The organism is Klebsiella sp. S69 (genome assembly GCF_016516145.1).
GTDB classification, from domain to species: Bacteria; Pseudomonadota; Gammaproteobacteria; order Enterobacterales; family Enterobacteriaceae; genus Klebsiella; species Klebsiella oxytoca.
The window spans coordinates 21,248-36,253 of record NZ_JACVUU010000033.1 but is presented as its reverse complement, the minus strand read 5'-3'; the positions used below and the strand labels follow the sequence as shown (position 1 = coordinate 36,253).

Genomic DNA, 15,006 nt, shown 5'->3' with positions numbered 1-15,006 from the left:
GGAAAAATCAGGATACGCTGTGATAAAACTTAAGCAGTTGTCACCGGTAGATTCTAGCAAAAGCGTGTGCATGTTTAGCCACATTACGTGTTGAATGGAGAAAGAGTTCACTTTGTGTATGGCGATCCCGATAGCGATATGAAAACTGAAACCAGAATTCATGCAAACTATAAGCAAGCTAATTGTAGGCTTTCATACCCCTTTTATCCACATTAACTTCACTTTTCCCTCATTTTGCATGCAATAAGATATGCTGCAATAACGAAACGTATTACTATTCGCCCTGCGCCAAAAACGGGATAATTTTATATAACAAGAGAACTTTTCTTATTTTCATTAGTCATTAGGATGACTAGCAGAGGTGTTGTTGATTGTGGTGACGAGGTTATGATGATGGAAAACGCAGCGGTGCAGGTAGCTCCCCGGAAGTTTAAAAAAATAAGAGAGCTCAACCGGCGCCGCAATTATTTTTTTAAGAAATTACGCAATATTCTGCGGGTTTATATCGCAAAAGCGTTATGGGATAGTCGCGCGCGTCGCGAAGCAGATTTAACGTCCGCCAAAACGGTACTGCTTATGCGCAATGAAGGCGCGATAGGCGACGTTGTCGTTGATTCTGCGCTGGTTAAATGCCTCCACAAGGCAGGTATGACCGTTGATTTTCTGTTAACGAAATCGAACAGCCAGGTCATGCGTGATAATCCACATATTCGCCATATTTATGAAGCTGAGAATGTCGACTCGGCGGCTTATCTGCGTAAGTTTACCCATAACGTTCCTCAGTCCGTTATTAATGAGCTTGCGAATAATAAGTATGATATTGTTATTGATCCCTCGCTGTTTGATATTCCGGTGCACCGGATGCTGCTGTTACGGCAGATAAAAGCGCGCTCGGTGCTGGGGTTTAATAAATGGCCTTCTATTAATCACTATACCCGCTCTTTTGATTTTGACTGTGCAAACTGGCACGTCAGCAAGACCTTTACGCTCATTGCCGATTATCTCCAGCTGGACAAAAAATATCTGCAGTCTTATGACTTGCATATTCCCGAGAATGTCGAGCACGAGGTGCGTGATTATCTGGCGGCTAAAAGTGGACGAAATGTGGTCATAAATATTTTTGCCGGCCATCAGGACCGCAGCATGTCGCAGGAGCAGCTGGCCACGCTTCTCACCCGACTACGCGAAGAGTATCCCGCTATCAATATAATATTGCTCGACCACCGCAATGAAATTCGTCTTTCTCTGCCGGAGAAGGTCAGCGTGAATCCGTTTAAAACGCTGCACCACTGCATGGCGCTGATTGAGCAGGCCGATTTGGTTATCTCGCCGGATACCTCGGTGGTTCATATGGCGGCTGCGTGGAAAAAACCGCTGGTTGCAGTGTATAAGGATGTGCGCATGAATAATCGGCTGTGGGCGCCGGGATATGATAGGGCCCGGCAGATCATCGTTAAGTGCGGCAAGGTGCACCAGCTGGAGAGCTTGCCCGACCTGATAATGGCGGAGATTGACCCTGGCACTCTACAGCAGACCCGGGCCGGATAAAGAGGAAAAAACAGCCAGCTGTGAAGGCTGGCTGTCCGGAAGAGATTAACCGTCCGCTTTTGAGGTTTGCTTGTGAAACAGTTCCCGGAACACCGGATAAATATCTTCCGGGTCGCGAATATGCTGCATGGCAAAGTTTTCAAAGGTCGACTGCAGGTGTTCATACTCCCGCCACAGCGTCTGGTGCGCACGACGGGTTATCTCGATATAGCTGTAGTAGCGGACCACGGGCAGGATTTTCTTCGCCAGCAGCTCGTGACACAGCGGTGAATCGTCCGCCCAGTTATCGCCGTCCGATGCCTGAGCGGCGTAGATATTCCACTGCGCCGGGTCATAGCGCTCTTTAACGACTTCATCCATTAGCTTCAGAGCGCTGGAGACAATGGTGCCGCCGGTCTCCTGCGAATAAAAGAATTCGTGTTCGTCGACCTCTTTTGCCTGCGTATGGTGGCGGATATAAACCACATCAACGTTTTTATAGGTCCGGCTGAGGAACAGATACAGCAGGATGTAAAAACGTTTTGCCATATCCTTTGTCGCCTGATCCATCGAGCCGGAGACGTCCATCAGGCAAAACATTACCGCCTGACTTGAGGGCTCTGGCCGCTTTTCGTAGTTCTTGTAGCGCAGATCGAAAGTATCGATAAACGGCACGCGGTCGATTTTCGCCCGTAGCTCGGCAATCTCTTTGCGCAGCCGCTCCTCCTCCAGCAGCTGCGCCGGTTCGCTTTTGCTAATACTCTCCAGATCTTCTTCCAGAGCATGCAGCTCCCGGCGCTTACCGGCGGTCATCGCCGTGCGACGCGCCAGCGAGTTTTGCAGCGAGCGAACGACGCTGATGTTGGCGGGAACCCCGTTAGCGGTGTAGCCTGCGCGATGGGTTTTGAATTCCGTCAGCTGCCGATGCTGATTTCTCTTCAGATTCGGCAGGGCAAGATCTTCAAATAACAAATCCAGATACTCATCTTTCGAGATCTGAAAAACAAACTCATCCTGGCCTTCGCCATCGGCGCTGGCTTGCCCCTGACCGCTTCCTCCACCGCCTCCGCCGCCCTGAGGGCGTTCAATACGGTCATTCTGCACGAAGTGATCGTTACCGGGATGAACGCGATTGCGCAGGCCGCCGCGCCCCTGATGAAACATCGGTTCGTTGATATCGTCCGTTGGGATGGAGACGGACTCTCCGCTCTGAATATCGGTCACCGAGCGCTTGTTTATGGCCTCGGAGATCGACTGCTTTATCTGCGCTTTGTAGCGGCGCAGAAAGCGCTGCCGGTTGACGGCGCTTTTATTTTTCCCGTTCAGGCGTCGGTCTATGAACCAGGTCATATGCCCTCCTGTACTGCATTTGCCAACTATGCCCCGGCCATTCAAGCGCCGGAATGTGCCTGGCGCTGAATGTCATTGGGTCTTCGCAGTTATTATTCGCCCGGCAGCAGTTGCCTGCCGGGCTGGTCTATCAGGATGATTTACGTACCCGCAGATACCATTCGCACAGCAGGCGAACCTGCTTGCGGGTATAGCCTTTCTCCATCATGCGGTCGACAAAGTCATCGTGTTTTTTCTGCTCATCGGTTGACGTTTTGGTGTTGAACGAGATCACCGGCAACAGCTCTTCGGTATTGGAGAACATTTTCTTCTCAATAACCGTGCGCAGTTTCTCGTAGCTGGTCCAGTTTGGATTGCGTCCGCTGTTGTGCGCTCTGGCGCGCAGCACGAAGTTGACAATCTCGTTGCGGAAGTCTTTCGGATTACTGATCCCGGCCGGCTTCTCGATTTTTTCCAGCTCCGCATTCAGCGACTCGCGATCAAACAGCTGGCCGGTATCCGGGTCGCGATACTCCTGATCCTGAATCCAGAAATCGGCGTAGGTCACATAACGGTCAAAAATGTTCTGCCCGTATTCCGAGTAGGACTCAAGGTAGGCGGTCTGGATCTCTTTCCCGATAAACTCGGCGTATTTCGGGATCAGATAACCTTTGAGGAACTCCAGGTAACGTTCGGACTGCTCCTGCGGGAACTGTTCACGCTCAATTTGCTGCTCCAGGACGTAGAACAGATGCACCGGGTTCGCGGCGACTTCGGCGTGATCAAAGTTAAATACCCGCGACAGAATTTTGAACGCGAAGCGGGTAGACAAGCCGTTCATCCCTTCATCAACGCCGGCATAATCGCGATACTCCTGATAGGATTTCGCTTTCGGGTCGGTATCTTTCAGGCTTTCACCGTCATAGACGCGCATTTTCGAGTAGATGCTCGAGTTTTCCGGCTCTTTCAGGCGCGACAGAATCGAGAAGCGCGACAGCGTTTCCAGGGTTCCCGGCGCGCAGGGCGCGTGAGTCAGTTCGCTATTATTGAGCAGTTTTTCATAGATGCGGATCTCTTCCGAGATGCGCAGGCAATAAGGCACCTTGACGATGTACACGCGGTCGAGGAAGGCCTCATTGTTCTTGTTATTACGGAAGGTAACCCATTCCGATTCGTTGGAGTGGGCGAGGATAATCCCGTTAAACGGCAGGGCGGAGATCCCTTCAGTACCGTTATAGTTCCCTTCCTGCGTCGCGGTCAGCAGCGGATGCAGCACCTTAATAGGCGCTTTAAACATCTCTACAAATTCCATCAGCCCCTGGTTGGCGCGGCACAGGGCGCCGGAATATCCGTAGGCATCCGGGTCATTCTGCGCATAGTGTTCCAGTTTACGGATATCCACTTTACCCACCAGCGCCGAGATGTCCTGGTTGTTTTCGTCGCCGGGCTCGGTTTTGGCGATGGCAATCTGCGCCAGGATTGACGGCCACACTTTCACCACGCGGAACTTAGTAATGTCGCCGCCGAATTCCTGCAGACGCTTGGCCGCCCACGGCGACATAATTGTTCCCAGATAGCGGTTTGGAATGCCGTACTCTTTTTCGAGGATTTGCGCATCCTCTTGCGGGTTAAACAGACATAGCGGATGGTCGTTGACCGGGCTACGCTCTCCGTTTGCGCTAAGCACATAGATAGGCACGCGCTGCATTAAGGACTTAAGGCGTTCGGCAAGCGATGATTTACCGCCGCCCACGGGGCCCAGCAGATACAGAATTTGTTTCTTCTCTTCAAGCCCCTGAGCGGCGTGCTTTAAGTAAGAAACAATTTGCTCGATGGCATCTTCCATACCGTAAAACTCTTCAAATGCCGGATAGCGCGCAACGACCCGGTTTGAAAAGAGACGGGATAGCCTGGGTTCCAGGGCCGTATCGACCATGACCGGCTCACCGATGGCCATCAGCAATCTTTCTGCTGCGTTAGCATAAGCACTGCGATCTTGCCGACAGATGGTAAGAAACTCCTGCAGTGTGAACTCTTCGTCCTTGGCAGCTTCATAGCGCTGGCGATAGTGATCGAATATATTCATGGCATGCCGTCCTTTCGTTTTTAGCACAGGTTGAGAGCCGTTCATATGAATAGTGGGAGCCCCCGGAAGAGGTAAGCTGCACAGCGCTCTCTGATTCTCCAGCAACCCTTATGCCAGGTTGGCGAAGTCTCGGGATAACGTGCCCCGCATTTACTTCTTCTAAATTAAAGCGTAGATGCATTTGGAAAACTTGCATGGCGTGGAAAATCAATTTCAATGACTTATCAACAACTCATCCGGAAAAGCAGCCTCTCATTTCCACTTCTGGTTTCACGCCGTCATCACGCTGTCATTCGGCTGTCAGCGAATGGTCATCTGAGGATGAGAATCTGGTGAATTCAGTGTAATGACTGGTAAAGAATTTGAGGCATGACGTATACAACGTTAAACTGCCTGCGCTAATAATTTGACAACAGGAATATGGATCGTGACTAAAATCAAACTTCTGGCACTTGGTGTGTTGATTGCGACTTCAGCATCCGCCGTACACGCTGAAGGGAAGTTCACTTTAGGGGCGGGTGTAGGCGTCGTTGAACATCCGTACAAGCAGTATGATGCTGATGTTTACCCGGTGCCGGTGATTAATTACGAGAGCGATAACTTCTGGTTTCGTGGTTTAGGCGGTGGTCTTTACCTGTGGAATGATACCAACGATAAGCTCTCCGTGACCGCCTACTGGTCGCCGATGTACTTTAAGCCAGGCGACAGCGATAGCGAGCAGATGCGCCGTCTGGATAAACGCAAATCCACGGTGATGGCAGGACTTGCGTACGAACACTATACGCAGTACGGTTTCCTGCGCACCGCGCTGTCAGGGGACACCCTGGATAACAGCAACGGTATCGTATGGGATCTGGCCTGGCTATATCGCTACACCAACGGCAACCTGACGCTTACGCCGGGTATTGGCGTTGAATGGAATAGCGATAATCAGAACGAGTACTACTATGGTGTTTCGAAACATGAGTCGAATCGCAGCGGCATGCGCAGCTACGATCCGGACAGCAGCTGGAACCCGTACCTCGAGCTGTCGGCAAACTATCGTTTCCTCGGCGACTGGAGCGTATACGGCGTGGCCCGCTACACCCGCTTGTCTGACGAAATCACCGATAGTCCAATGGTGGACAAATCCTGGAGCGGTCTGATTTCAACCGGGATCACTTACTCCTTCTGATAGTGCTTTATTACAGAGCAATTTGTGCATCAAAACAGGGCGTAATGCCCTGTTTTGCATTACGGTGGTGCAATCAAACGACAGGAGGCAGTCATGGCACAAAGGACAATCAGTTTTGGCGAGCATCCAGCGGTTCCCGTCATAGGGCAGGGGACCTGGTACATGGGCGAAAACCCGGCGCTGCGCACTCAGGAGTCTGCTGCACTACGCGCGGGCATCGATCTTGGGCTCACGGCGATCGATACGGCGGAAATGTATGCTGACGGCGGCGCCGAAGAGGTTGTCGGCGAAGCCATTCGCGGCCAGCGCGAGCGCGTGGTGCTGGTGTCTAAAGTGTATCCGTGGAACGCTGGCGGTCGCAAAATAGCCAGCGCCTGCGAAGCCAGCCTGCGCCGCCTGAAGACCGACTATCTCGATCTCTACCTGCTGCACTGGCGCGGCGACTACGCATTGCAGGAGACGGTGGCAGGTATGGAAGCGCTCGTTGCGCAGGGCAAAATTCGTCGCTGGGGCGTATCGAATCTTGATTACGCTGATATGCAAGAACTCTGGCAGGTTGAGGGCGGCGAGCAGTGCGCAACTGACCAGGTACTCTATCACCTGGCTTCTCGCGGTATTGAACATGATTTGTTGCCATGGTGCCAGCAGCAGCGGCTGCCGGTGATGGCCTACTGTCCGCTGGCCCAGGCCGGCCGTCTGCGCAATGGACTTTTAAATCATACCGTTGTGAAAAATATTGCGCAGGCCCGGGGCGTAACCGCCGCGCAGGTGCTTCTGGCATGGGTTATCAGCCATCAGGGGGTACTGGCGATCCCGAAAGCATCGAGTATCGAACATGTTGAGCAAAATGCTGCGGCGCTGGACATCGAGCTAACCGCTGAAGAGAGGGCGCTGCTGGAAAAAGCTTACCCGGCACCGGGAAGAAAAACACCGCTGGATATGGTCTGAATAGGGTATAAAGAAAAGCCCCGACTCTGCGGGGCTCCGGTCGCGAGCTGCCACCAGGCATGAATACGATCGCAATCAGTGCGTCAGGCCGGGCAAAGCGTCAGCCGCCGCCCGGCAGAAATACGCGCACTAGATTTTAACCCGTATGCGCTCCTTCAGTGTGTTAGCGTTTCACCACGCGAATGGTTTGCGCCAGGCGCGAAGGTTTCTCTTCGCTGGCCTTCTGCGATTCGGTTACGCAGCAAGTTTCTACGCAAACGAAGGTCTTGTAGCCATCATCGGGCATATCGCCCATGCTGACGGAAAGGGCCGGTCCCGGGTTCCAGCCAACCACGTTGCTGTTGTGATGATGGACGACATCGATGTTGCGGCTGAGCGCATCATCGTGAATGACGCTGCAGGTTTCTGCATTCAGATAGACGCGGTCGGTACGATCCGGGAAGGTTTCAGTGCCGTTGCTTAATACGCCTTTTTCGGCATTTTTCACTTTATCAATATAACGGTCGCCCAGACCGCTGACCTTCACTGCCGCAATGTCACCGACGTTGAAATAGGTGTGAAGGGCGGAAGTGGTTTCAAATTCGCCGTGCGCTTCCAGCTCAATTTCGCAGGTTTTACCCAGTTTGAAACGCGCTAACAGGGTGAACTCATGCGGCCAGTACTGGCGAGTGGCATCGCTGCTTTTTAGTTCAAAGGTCAGCACCACGCCGTTATCGTCTTCATCGTGGCCTTTCAGGGCCCACGGCAGATTGCGGGCAAAACCGTGCGACGGCAGACCCTGCTGAGCTGATGGGCCAAACCATGGCCAGCAAATCGGCACGCCGCCGCGCAGGGCAACGCCATTTTTGAATGGGGTATTGCCGCTGAGCCACAGGACCTCTTCTTCGCCTGCGGGCTTCCAGGAGAGCAGGTGAGCGCCCTGGAAAGCCACGGAAGCTTTAACCTGCGGATGATCAACCACGATCAGTTCCAGGTCATCAAGCTGGCGACGGGAAAGGACAGGGGTAAGCTGTTCGATAACCGGGAGGGAAAAAATTTTATTAATCATTACGCAATCCTTTTACCCTAAATAATTCGAGTTGCAGGAAGGTGGCAAGTGAACGACAAATTCGTCAGGAACGAATTTGAACAACCGAAGATGGCCTTCGGTCAGGGACATGGATGTCCCTGATTCATCCCGATGAGCTTACCGTAGTAAGTGATTCGGGTGAGCGAGCGTAGCCAACACATCTGTAACTTGAAGTATGACGGGTATATTTTTAGGCAAAAAAAAGAGCGACCGGAGTCGCTCTTACAGATTACGGTCTCATCTCAACTTATTTGGAGATGTGAGCAATCAGGTCCAGAACCTTGTTGGAGTAACCAGTTTCGTTATCGTACCAGGAAACCAGTTTCACAAAGTTGTCGTTCAGAGCGATACCCGCTTTAGCATCGAATACGGAAGTGCAAACTTCGCCGTTGAAATCGGTAGAGACAACGTCGTCTTCGGTGTAGCCCAGAACGCCTTTCATTGCGCCTTCGGAAGCAGCTTTGATTGCTTTCTTAATTTCTTCATAAGAAGCAGCTTTTTCCAGACGAACGGTCAGGTCAACAACGGATACGTTCGGAGTCGGAACGCGGAACGCCATACCGGTCAGTTTGCCATTCAGTTCTGGCAGTACTTTACCTACAGCTTTAGCAGCGCCGGTAGAGGACGGGATGATGTTCTGAGCTGCGCCGCGGCCGCCGCGCCAGTCTTTATGAGACGGGCCATCAACGGTTTTCTGAGTAGCGGTAGTGGCGTGAACAGTAGTCATCAGACCTTCGATGATGCCGAAGTTGTCGTTGATAACTTTTGCCAGCGGAGCCAGGCAGTTGGTGGTGCAGGAAGCGTTGGAAACGATGTCCTGGCCTTCGTATTTGTCAAAGTTAGCACCTTTAACAAACATCGGAGTGTTGTCTTTGGACGGGCCAGTCAGAACGACTTTTTTCGCGCCAGCGGTGATGTGCTTACGAGCGGTTTCGTCGGTCAGGAAGATACCGGTTGCTTCAGCAACAACGTCAACACCCACTTCGTCCCACTTCAGGTTAGCCGGGTCACGCTCAGCGGTAACACGGATTTTTTTACCGTTAACGATCAGATGACCGTCTTTCACTTCAACGGTACCGTTGAAACGGCCGTGAGTGGAGTCATACTTCAGCATGTAAGCCATGTAGTCAGCGTCTAACAGGTCGTTGATTGCAACGATCTCGATGTCAGAACGTTCCTGAGCAGCACGGAAAACAATGCGACCGATACGGCCAAAACCGTTGATACCTACTTTGATAGTCATATATTCCACCAGCTATTTGTTAGTGAATAAAAGGTTGCCTGTAAAATTACAAAAACCTTACGCAGCGTCAAGCGGAATCGTGTCAATCATTGCGACAAATCAATCCGGAGCATGCCTTTGCGCGGTTGATTTATCCCACTTTCCCTTTGAGCCCAATTCCATATGGGGGCTGCGCCCGGAATTTTAAAGGTCATTTGAGATAAAAATGTGATATTCATCACAATTGTGTGGCTGCCTTTTGGCGTCGCCTAAGTTTAGAACAAAAGTGCACGCTTCATTGTTAATATTTTGTTAGAATTAAGCCGAAAAAGTTGTCCTTTCACAGCGAGAAGCAAGCCAATGTCGAATAAACCCTCTTCGGACGAGCTCAAAAAAAATTTGAGCGAGATGCAGTTTTACGTGACGCAGAATCACGGTACTGAACCGCCGTTCACCGGGCGGCTACTCCACAACAAACGCGAGGGCATCTACCACTGCCTGGTATGCGACGCGCCGCTGTTTAACTCGCAATCCAAGTATGATTCAGGCTGCGGTTGGCCGAGCTTTTATGAGCCGGTAAGCGATGACGCTATTCGCTATCTTAACGATTACTCCCACGGTATGCAGCGCACGGAAATTCGCTGCGGAAACTGCGATGCTCACCTTGGACACGTCTTCCCGGATGGCCCGCAGCCTACCGGTGAGCGTTTTTGTGTTAATTCGGCCTCTTTAAGCTTCACCAATGATGAAAATGGTGAGCAAACCAAGGGTTGAAAAAACGATTCAGCAAATTATTCCAACACGGGGCGGGAGAACGATGGAAATTGAACGGATTATCGACGGCATGACGCCGGAAGTGTATCAGCGTCTGGCGACGGCGGTGGAGCTGGGAAAATGGCCCGACGGCGTGGCGTTAACAGCCGAGCAGAAAGAGAACTGTCTGCAGCTGGTGATGCTCTGGCAGGCCCGATATAACGTTGACGCGCAGCATATGACCATCGACACCAACGGACAGATGGTGATGAAGAGTAAACAGCAGTTGAAAGTGGACTTTGGTATTTCGCCGCAACCTATCGCGACGTTTAAATCCTGAGCCTGAACGGCCCGGCCAATTGAACGCCGGGCTTAGCGTCAGCTGAGCGTTATTTCTTGTTCATCATCGCTTTTAGATCGGCGAAAGGGTTATATTTCGCTTCGCCGACACTTTTCTGCGCATCTTCGCCGGCCACCACCGTTGAACCATACTGATCGGCCTCGGTGTATTTTGAGTGTTCATGATCGTGGCAGTAGAGGCACAGCATCTCCCAGTTGCTACCATCTTCCGGGTTATTGGAGTGGTCGTGGTCGATATGATGTACCGTCAGTTCACGCAGATTCGAATAGACAAACTCACGCGAGCAGCGTCCGCAGACCCAGGGGAAGAGCTTCAGCGCTTTTTCGCGATATCCGACTTCCAGACGGGCGTAGTTTTTCGGGATATAAGCCATAATACCCATGCCTTCTGTTGCAAATGAAAAGCTGCGCCGGAGCTGGCGCAGCGGAATGTGCTTATCATAACCTATTGTGCAGGCGGTGACATCGCGCAGATCAGCGTTTGATCCCCAGGGATTCGGCCAGCTGTTTCGCTAGCTGGTTTTGATCATCGGCGCCGTACTCCCAAAACATCGCGCCTCCCAGTCCTTTGCTCTTGATATAGTCGGCTTTGATCGCCACCGAACGCGGGTTCTCATAGGAGAGGGCAAAGAGCGCTTTACCGTCGGAGGAAGTTACCGACAGCCACGGCACTTTCGCTTCATCATCCCAATGCTGAGTAAAGCGCTTCTGCGGATCGTTGATGAACTTCGCCACGATATCGTTATATTTCACGTAGGTATCTTTTGACAGATCGACGCCTAGCGTTTTGAACAGCTCGACCTGCTGCGGCTCAAAATAAGGCTGCGTTGCCGGATTTTTCTGCGCATCCGGTTTGCTCCAGTCAATGCCCGGCTCGACGGCGCGTTTCGGTACCCGCCCATAGAAACCAATCCCCAGGTTCATCTGGCTGGGCTTCAAACCCGCCGCAAGATAGTTGTTGACCACGAAATCAGCGCTGTACTTATCGGCTTCTGCGACCGTCGGCCATTGAGAGGAGTCGTACAGGTTGGAATTGAAGTACTGGGTGCCGTAAGCCATGTCGTAGGTCATCAGGTTGATGTAGTCGAGCGAGGGTGTTATCGCTTTGACATCCACCCAGCTCTTCGGACTCTCCGCGTTAGCGCCCACGGCGATGGTCACCAGTTTTTTATTGCCCACCGCCGCACGCAGCTCTTTCAGCAGGGCGGTAAAATTATCGCGATCGGCCGGTTGGCTGTCGACCAGTCCCCATGCGCCGTTGACCGGATACTCCCAGTCCAGATCGATACCATCAAGACCATATTTTTCAATGATCTCCTGCGCCGACTGAATAAACAGCGCTCGGGTTTCTTTTGTCGCCGCCGCGCCGGAGAATCCACGCGCTCCCCAGCCGCCGACGGAAAGCAAAACTTTCAGGTTCGGATTCTGCTGGCGCAGATGCGGGATTTTCTGCAAATCAGCCTGCACTTTTGGCGACAGCCAGATTTGATGCAGCCTGCCGGGGTCTTTCAGGGCCGCGTTGGTTTCACCTTTTTCGTCGTTATAGATCAGACCAAACGAGTAGTTGAGATGGGTAATCTGCCGGACGTCAAGTTTATCGATATTGCCGCCAGGTCCGGCAGTGACGTCGCCGCCGCCGTTAAAGTAGCCGACGGACATCAGGGTATTAGCGGAAACGACGCTCGCGCAGAGCAGGGGTAAAGCTGCCAGTAAAGGCAAAAGTTTCATAGCAAATCCTCTTTGACAGAAAAGTGACTTAGTAAAACAAACACGCCACGGAAATGGCGTGGCGAAAAAACAGCTCGTGCAGGCTAGCATCTTCCATTGCGCAAAACTGCGAAGGGGTTCACGCTGCATCAGCGAAGCCGCGCCATGCCAACGCCATAAGCTTTCCTTCACATCTCTCCCCGCCATCCATTTTGCCGTATTTGTGATCTAAGTTGTGAAATGCAGATCAATATCTGTGTTTTAAAGATTTAATGTTGACCTTAAAGATTTCGTGGTTAAGTATTGCTCCCACTGATGCAAAACCACAAACAAAGGAAGACGCAATGAAAGCACTGGCAAGATTTGGTAAGGCCTTTGGCGGCTATAAGATGATTGATGTTCCGGAACCGGTCTGCGGTCCGGATGATGTCGTGATTGAAATCAAGGCGGCAGCCATTTGCGGCGCGGATATGAAGCACTACAACGTCGATAGCGGATCCGACCAATTCAACTCCATTCGCGGCCACGAATTTGCCGGTGAAATCGTCCGGGTCGGCGAAAAGGTTAAGGACTGGAAAGTGGGCCAGCGGGTGGTTTCTGATAATAGCGGGCACGTCTGCGGCGTGTGTCCGGCCTGCGAACAAGGTGATTTTCTGTGTTGTACAGAAAAAGTTAATTTAGGTCTTGATAACAATACCTGGGGCGGCGGATTTTCAAAATACTGCCTGGTGCCGGGGGAGATCCTCAAAATTCATCGCCACGCGCTGTGGGAAATCCCGCCGGGCGTTGATTACGAAGAAGCGGCGGTGCTGGATCCTATCTGTAACGCCTATAAATCTATCGCTCAACAATCCAAATTTCTCCCCGGTCAGGACGTGGTGGTCTTCGGTACCGGTCCGCTAGGGCTCTTTGCCGTACAGATGGCGCGCATCATGGGGGCCGTCAATATCGTGATGGTCGGGCTGGAAGAGGACGTCGCGGTGCGTTTCCCCATCGCTAAAGCGTTGGGCGCGACGGCGGTGGTCAACGGTTCGAGCGAAGATGTCGTTGCGCGCTGTCAGGAAATTTGCGGCAAAGATAATCTCGGTCTGGTTATCGAATGTTCAGGCGCCAACATTGCCCTCAAACAGTCTATCGAAATGCTGCGCCCCAACGGTGAAGTGGTCCGCGTGGGGATGGGCTTTAAACCGCTGGACTTCTCCATCAACGACATCACTGCCTGGAACAAAAGCATCATCGGCCATATGGCTTACGACTCCACCTCCTGGCGCAACGCCATTCGCCTGCTCGCCAGCGGCGCGATCAAAGTCAAACCAATGATTACTCATCGCATTGGCCTGTCGCAGTGGCGCGAAGGTTTTGATGCCATGGTCGATAAAACCGCGATTAAGGTCATCATGACTTACGACTTTGATGAATAACTCATTTATTAAAGGAAGGTTCCCGGATGGAACAGATAGCAAAACCGCACTGCGGCGCCAGGCTCGATCGCCTGCCCGACTGCCGCTGGCACGCTTCAATGTTTGCCATGGTCGCTTTCGGATTACTTGTCTGCTGGAGTAATGCCGTAGGCGGGTTAATACTCGCGCAGCTAAAAGACCTGGGCTGGACCGATAATTCCACGACCGCTACGTTTTCTGCCATTACCACGGCGGGAATGTTTCTTGGCGCGCTCGGCGGCGGCATTATCGGCGATAAGATCGGGCGTAAAAATGCGTTCATCCTGTATGAAGCGATTCATATTATTGCCATGGTCATTGGGGCGTTTTCGCCGAATATGATCTTTCTGATTGCCTGTCGTTTTATCATGGGGGTAGGGTTAGGCGCGCTGCTGGTGACTTTATTTGCCGGATTCACCGAATATATGCCCGGCAGAAATCGCGGCACCTGGTCCAGTCGGGTCTCGTTTATCGGCAACTGGTCTTATCCGCTCTGTTCGCTGATTGCGATGGGATTAACGCCGTTAATCAGCGCGGAATGGAACTGGCGCGTACAGCTGCTGATCCCGGCGGTGCTGTCGCTAATTGCTACCGTTATTGCCTGGCGCAGTTTCCCTGAATCGCCCCGCTGGCTGGAGTCTCGCGGACGTTACGCGGAAGCGGAAAAGGTGATGCGGGCCATTGAAGAGAGGGTCGTGCAGCAAACCGGTAAGCCATTGCCGCCAGTGGTAATAGAAGATGATGGTAAAGCGCCGCGCGCGGTTCCTTATTCAGCCTTATTAACCGGCGTATTACTCAAGCGGGTTATTTTAGGCTCCTTCGTCCTGATTGCCATGAATGTCGTCCAGTATACCTTGATTAACTGGCTGCCGACGATATTTATGACCCAAGGCATTAATCTGAAAGACTCCATTGTTTTAAACACCATGAGTATGTTCGGCGCGCCGTTTGGCATTTTCATCGCCATGCTGGTGATGGATAAAATACCGCGGAAAACTATGGGTGTGGGCTTATTGGTATTAATCGCCGTGCTGGGATATATCTATTCTCTGCAAACCAGTATGCTGCTCATCACATTAATTGGCTTCTTCCTGATTACGTTTGTCTATATGTACGTTTGCTACGCCTCAGCGGTCTATGTGCCGGAAATATGGCCGACCGAAGCGAAGCTTCGTGGTTCAGGCCTGGCGAACGCGGTGGGGCGCATCAGCGGTATCGCCGCGCCCTATGCGGTGGCGGTATTACTTAACGGCTATGGCGTAACCGGGGTATTTGTGCTGCTGGGGGCCGTCTCCATTATTGTTGCGGTCGCTATCGCCACAATCGGAATTGAAACTAAAGGCGTCTCTGTCGAAAGTCTCGGTATTGATGCCGTTACCAGCAAATAATATT

General features: G+C 52.1%; 13 protein-coding genes. 7 read left to right on the top strand and 6 right to left on the bottom strand.

The window, feature by feature from the left end; genetic code table 11:
- Nucleotides 1–390: 390 nt before the first annotated feature.
- Nucleotides 391–1,548, top strand: a complete 1,158-nt coding sequence (locus IAE27_RS26295; RefSeq protein ID WP_070557334.1) for a glycosyltransferase family 9 protein — start codon at nucleotides 391–393, stop codon at nucleotides 1,546–1,548.
- A 45-nt stretch (nucleotides 1,549–1,593) separates the two neighbouring features.
- On the opposite strand, the gene IAE27_RS26290 is transcribed toward IAE27_RS26295, so the two are convergent.
- Both IAE27_RS26290 and yeaG read right to left on the bottom strand, forming a co-directional pair.
- Nucleotides 1,594–2,877 carry a YeaH/YhbH family protein gene (locus IAE27_RS26290; RefSeq protein ID WP_004101255.1) on the bottom strand — a complete coding sequence of 428 codons (1,284 nt, stop codon included), beginning with the start codon at nucleotides 2,875–2,877 and terminating at the stop codon, nucleotides 1,594–1,596.
- Nucleotides 2,878–3,007: 130 nt separating this feature from the next.
- On the bottom strand, nucleotides 3,008–4,942 hold the full coding sequence (gene yeaG / locus IAE27_RS26285; protein ID WP_004101257.1) for a protein kinase YeaG: 1,935 nt from the start codon (nucleotides 4,940–4,942) through the stop codon (nucleotides 3,008–3,010).
- 427 nt (nucleotides 4,943–5,369) lie between these two features.
- Between yeaG and IAE27_RS26280 the strand changes: the two genes are divergently transcribed.
- Nucleotides 5,370–6,116 carry a MipA/OmpV family protein gene (locus IAE27_RS26280; RefSeq protein ID WP_004101263.1) on the top strand — a complete coding sequence of 249 codons (747 nt, stop codon included), beginning with the start codon at nucleotides 5,370–5,372 and terminating at the stop codon, nucleotides 6,114–6,116.
- 93 nt (nucleotides 6,117–6,209) lie between these two features.
- Complete coding sequence (locus tag IAE27_RS26275) at nucleotides 6,210–7,064, top strand: aldo/keto reductase (protein WP_154023092.1); 855 nt, start codon at nucleotides 6,210–6,212, stop codon at nucleotides 7,062–7,064.
- A 163-nt stretch (nucleotides 7,065–7,227) separates the two neighbouring features.
- Here IAE27_RS26275 and IAE27_RS26270 read toward each other — a convergent pair whose 3' ends face one another.
- Both IAE27_RS26270 and gapA read right to left on the bottom strand, forming a co-directional pair.
- On the bottom strand, nucleotides 7,228–8,112 hold the full coding sequence (locus tag IAE27_RS26270; protein ID WP_200093076.1) for a D-hexose-6-phosphate mutarotase: 885 nt from the start codon (nucleotides 8,110–8,112) through the stop codon (nucleotides 7,228–7,230).
- 268 nt (nucleotides 8,113–8,380) lie between these two features.
- Nucleotides 8,381–9,376 carry a glyceraldehyde-3-phosphate dehydrogenase gene (gene gapA, locus IAE27_RS26265; protein ID WP_004101269.1) on the bottom strand — a complete coding sequence of 332 codons (996 nt, stop codon included), beginning with the start codon at nucleotides 9,374–9,376 and terminating at the stop codon, nucleotides 8,381–8,383.
- A 339-nt stretch (nucleotides 9,377–9,715) separates the two neighbouring features.
- Here gapA and msrB point away from each other — a divergent pair, with 339 nt between their 5' ends.
- Both msrB and IAE27_RS26255 read left to right on the top strand, forming a co-directional pair.
- Nucleotides 9,716–10,129 carry a peptide-methionine (R)-S-oxide reductase MsrB gene (gene msrB, locus IAE27_RS26260; RefSeq protein ID WP_070557287.1) on the top strand — a complete coding sequence of 138 codons (414 nt, stop codon included), beginning with the start codon at nucleotides 9,716–9,718 and terminating at the stop codon, nucleotides 10,127–10,129.
- Nucleotides 10,130–10,172: 43 nt separating this feature from the next.
- Nucleotides 10,173–10,448: a YeaC family protein gene (locus IAE27_RS26255; RefSeq protein ID WP_004101272.1), complete on the top strand. Its 276-nt coding sequence runs from the start codon at nucleotides 10,173–10,175 to the stop codon at nucleotides 10,446–10,448.
- A gap of 49 nt (nucleotides 10,449–10,497) precedes the next feature.
- Here the strand turns inward: IAE27_RS26255 and yajD are convergent, their stop codons facing one another.
- Both yajD and IAE27_RS26245 read right to left on the bottom strand, forming a co-directional pair.
- Nucleotides 10,498–10,842, bottom strand: coding sequence for an HNH nuclease YajD (yajD, locus tag IAE27_RS26250; RefSeq protein WP_004101273.1), 345 nt, complete (start codon nucleotides 10,840–10,842; stop codon nucleotides 10,498–10,500).
- A 100-nt stretch (nucleotides 10,843–10,942) separates the two neighbouring features.
- A complete protein-coding gene (locus tag IAE27_RS26245) occupies nucleotides 10,943–12,196 on the bottom strand; it encodes a glycoside hydrolase family 18 protein (protein ID WP_070557288.1) in 1,254 nt (417 codons plus the stop codon).
- 323 nt (nucleotides 12,197–12,519) lie between these two features.
- Here IAE27_RS26245 and IAE27_RS26240 point away from each other — a divergent pair, with 323 nt between their 5' ends.
- On the top strand, nucleotides 12,520–13,596 hold the full coding sequence (locus IAE27_RS26240) for a zinc-binding dehydrogenase (protein ID WP_023320741.1): 1,077 nt from the start codon (nucleotides 12,520–12,522) through the stop codon (nucleotides 13,594–13,596).
- Nucleotides 13,597–13,622: 26 nt separating this feature from the next.
- Entirely contained in the window at nucleotides 13,623–15,002 is a 1,380-nt protein-coding gene (locus IAE27_RS26235; RefSeq protein WP_017146094.1) for an MFS transporter, read from the top strand.
- Nucleotides 15,003–15,006: the final 4 nt, after the last annotated feature.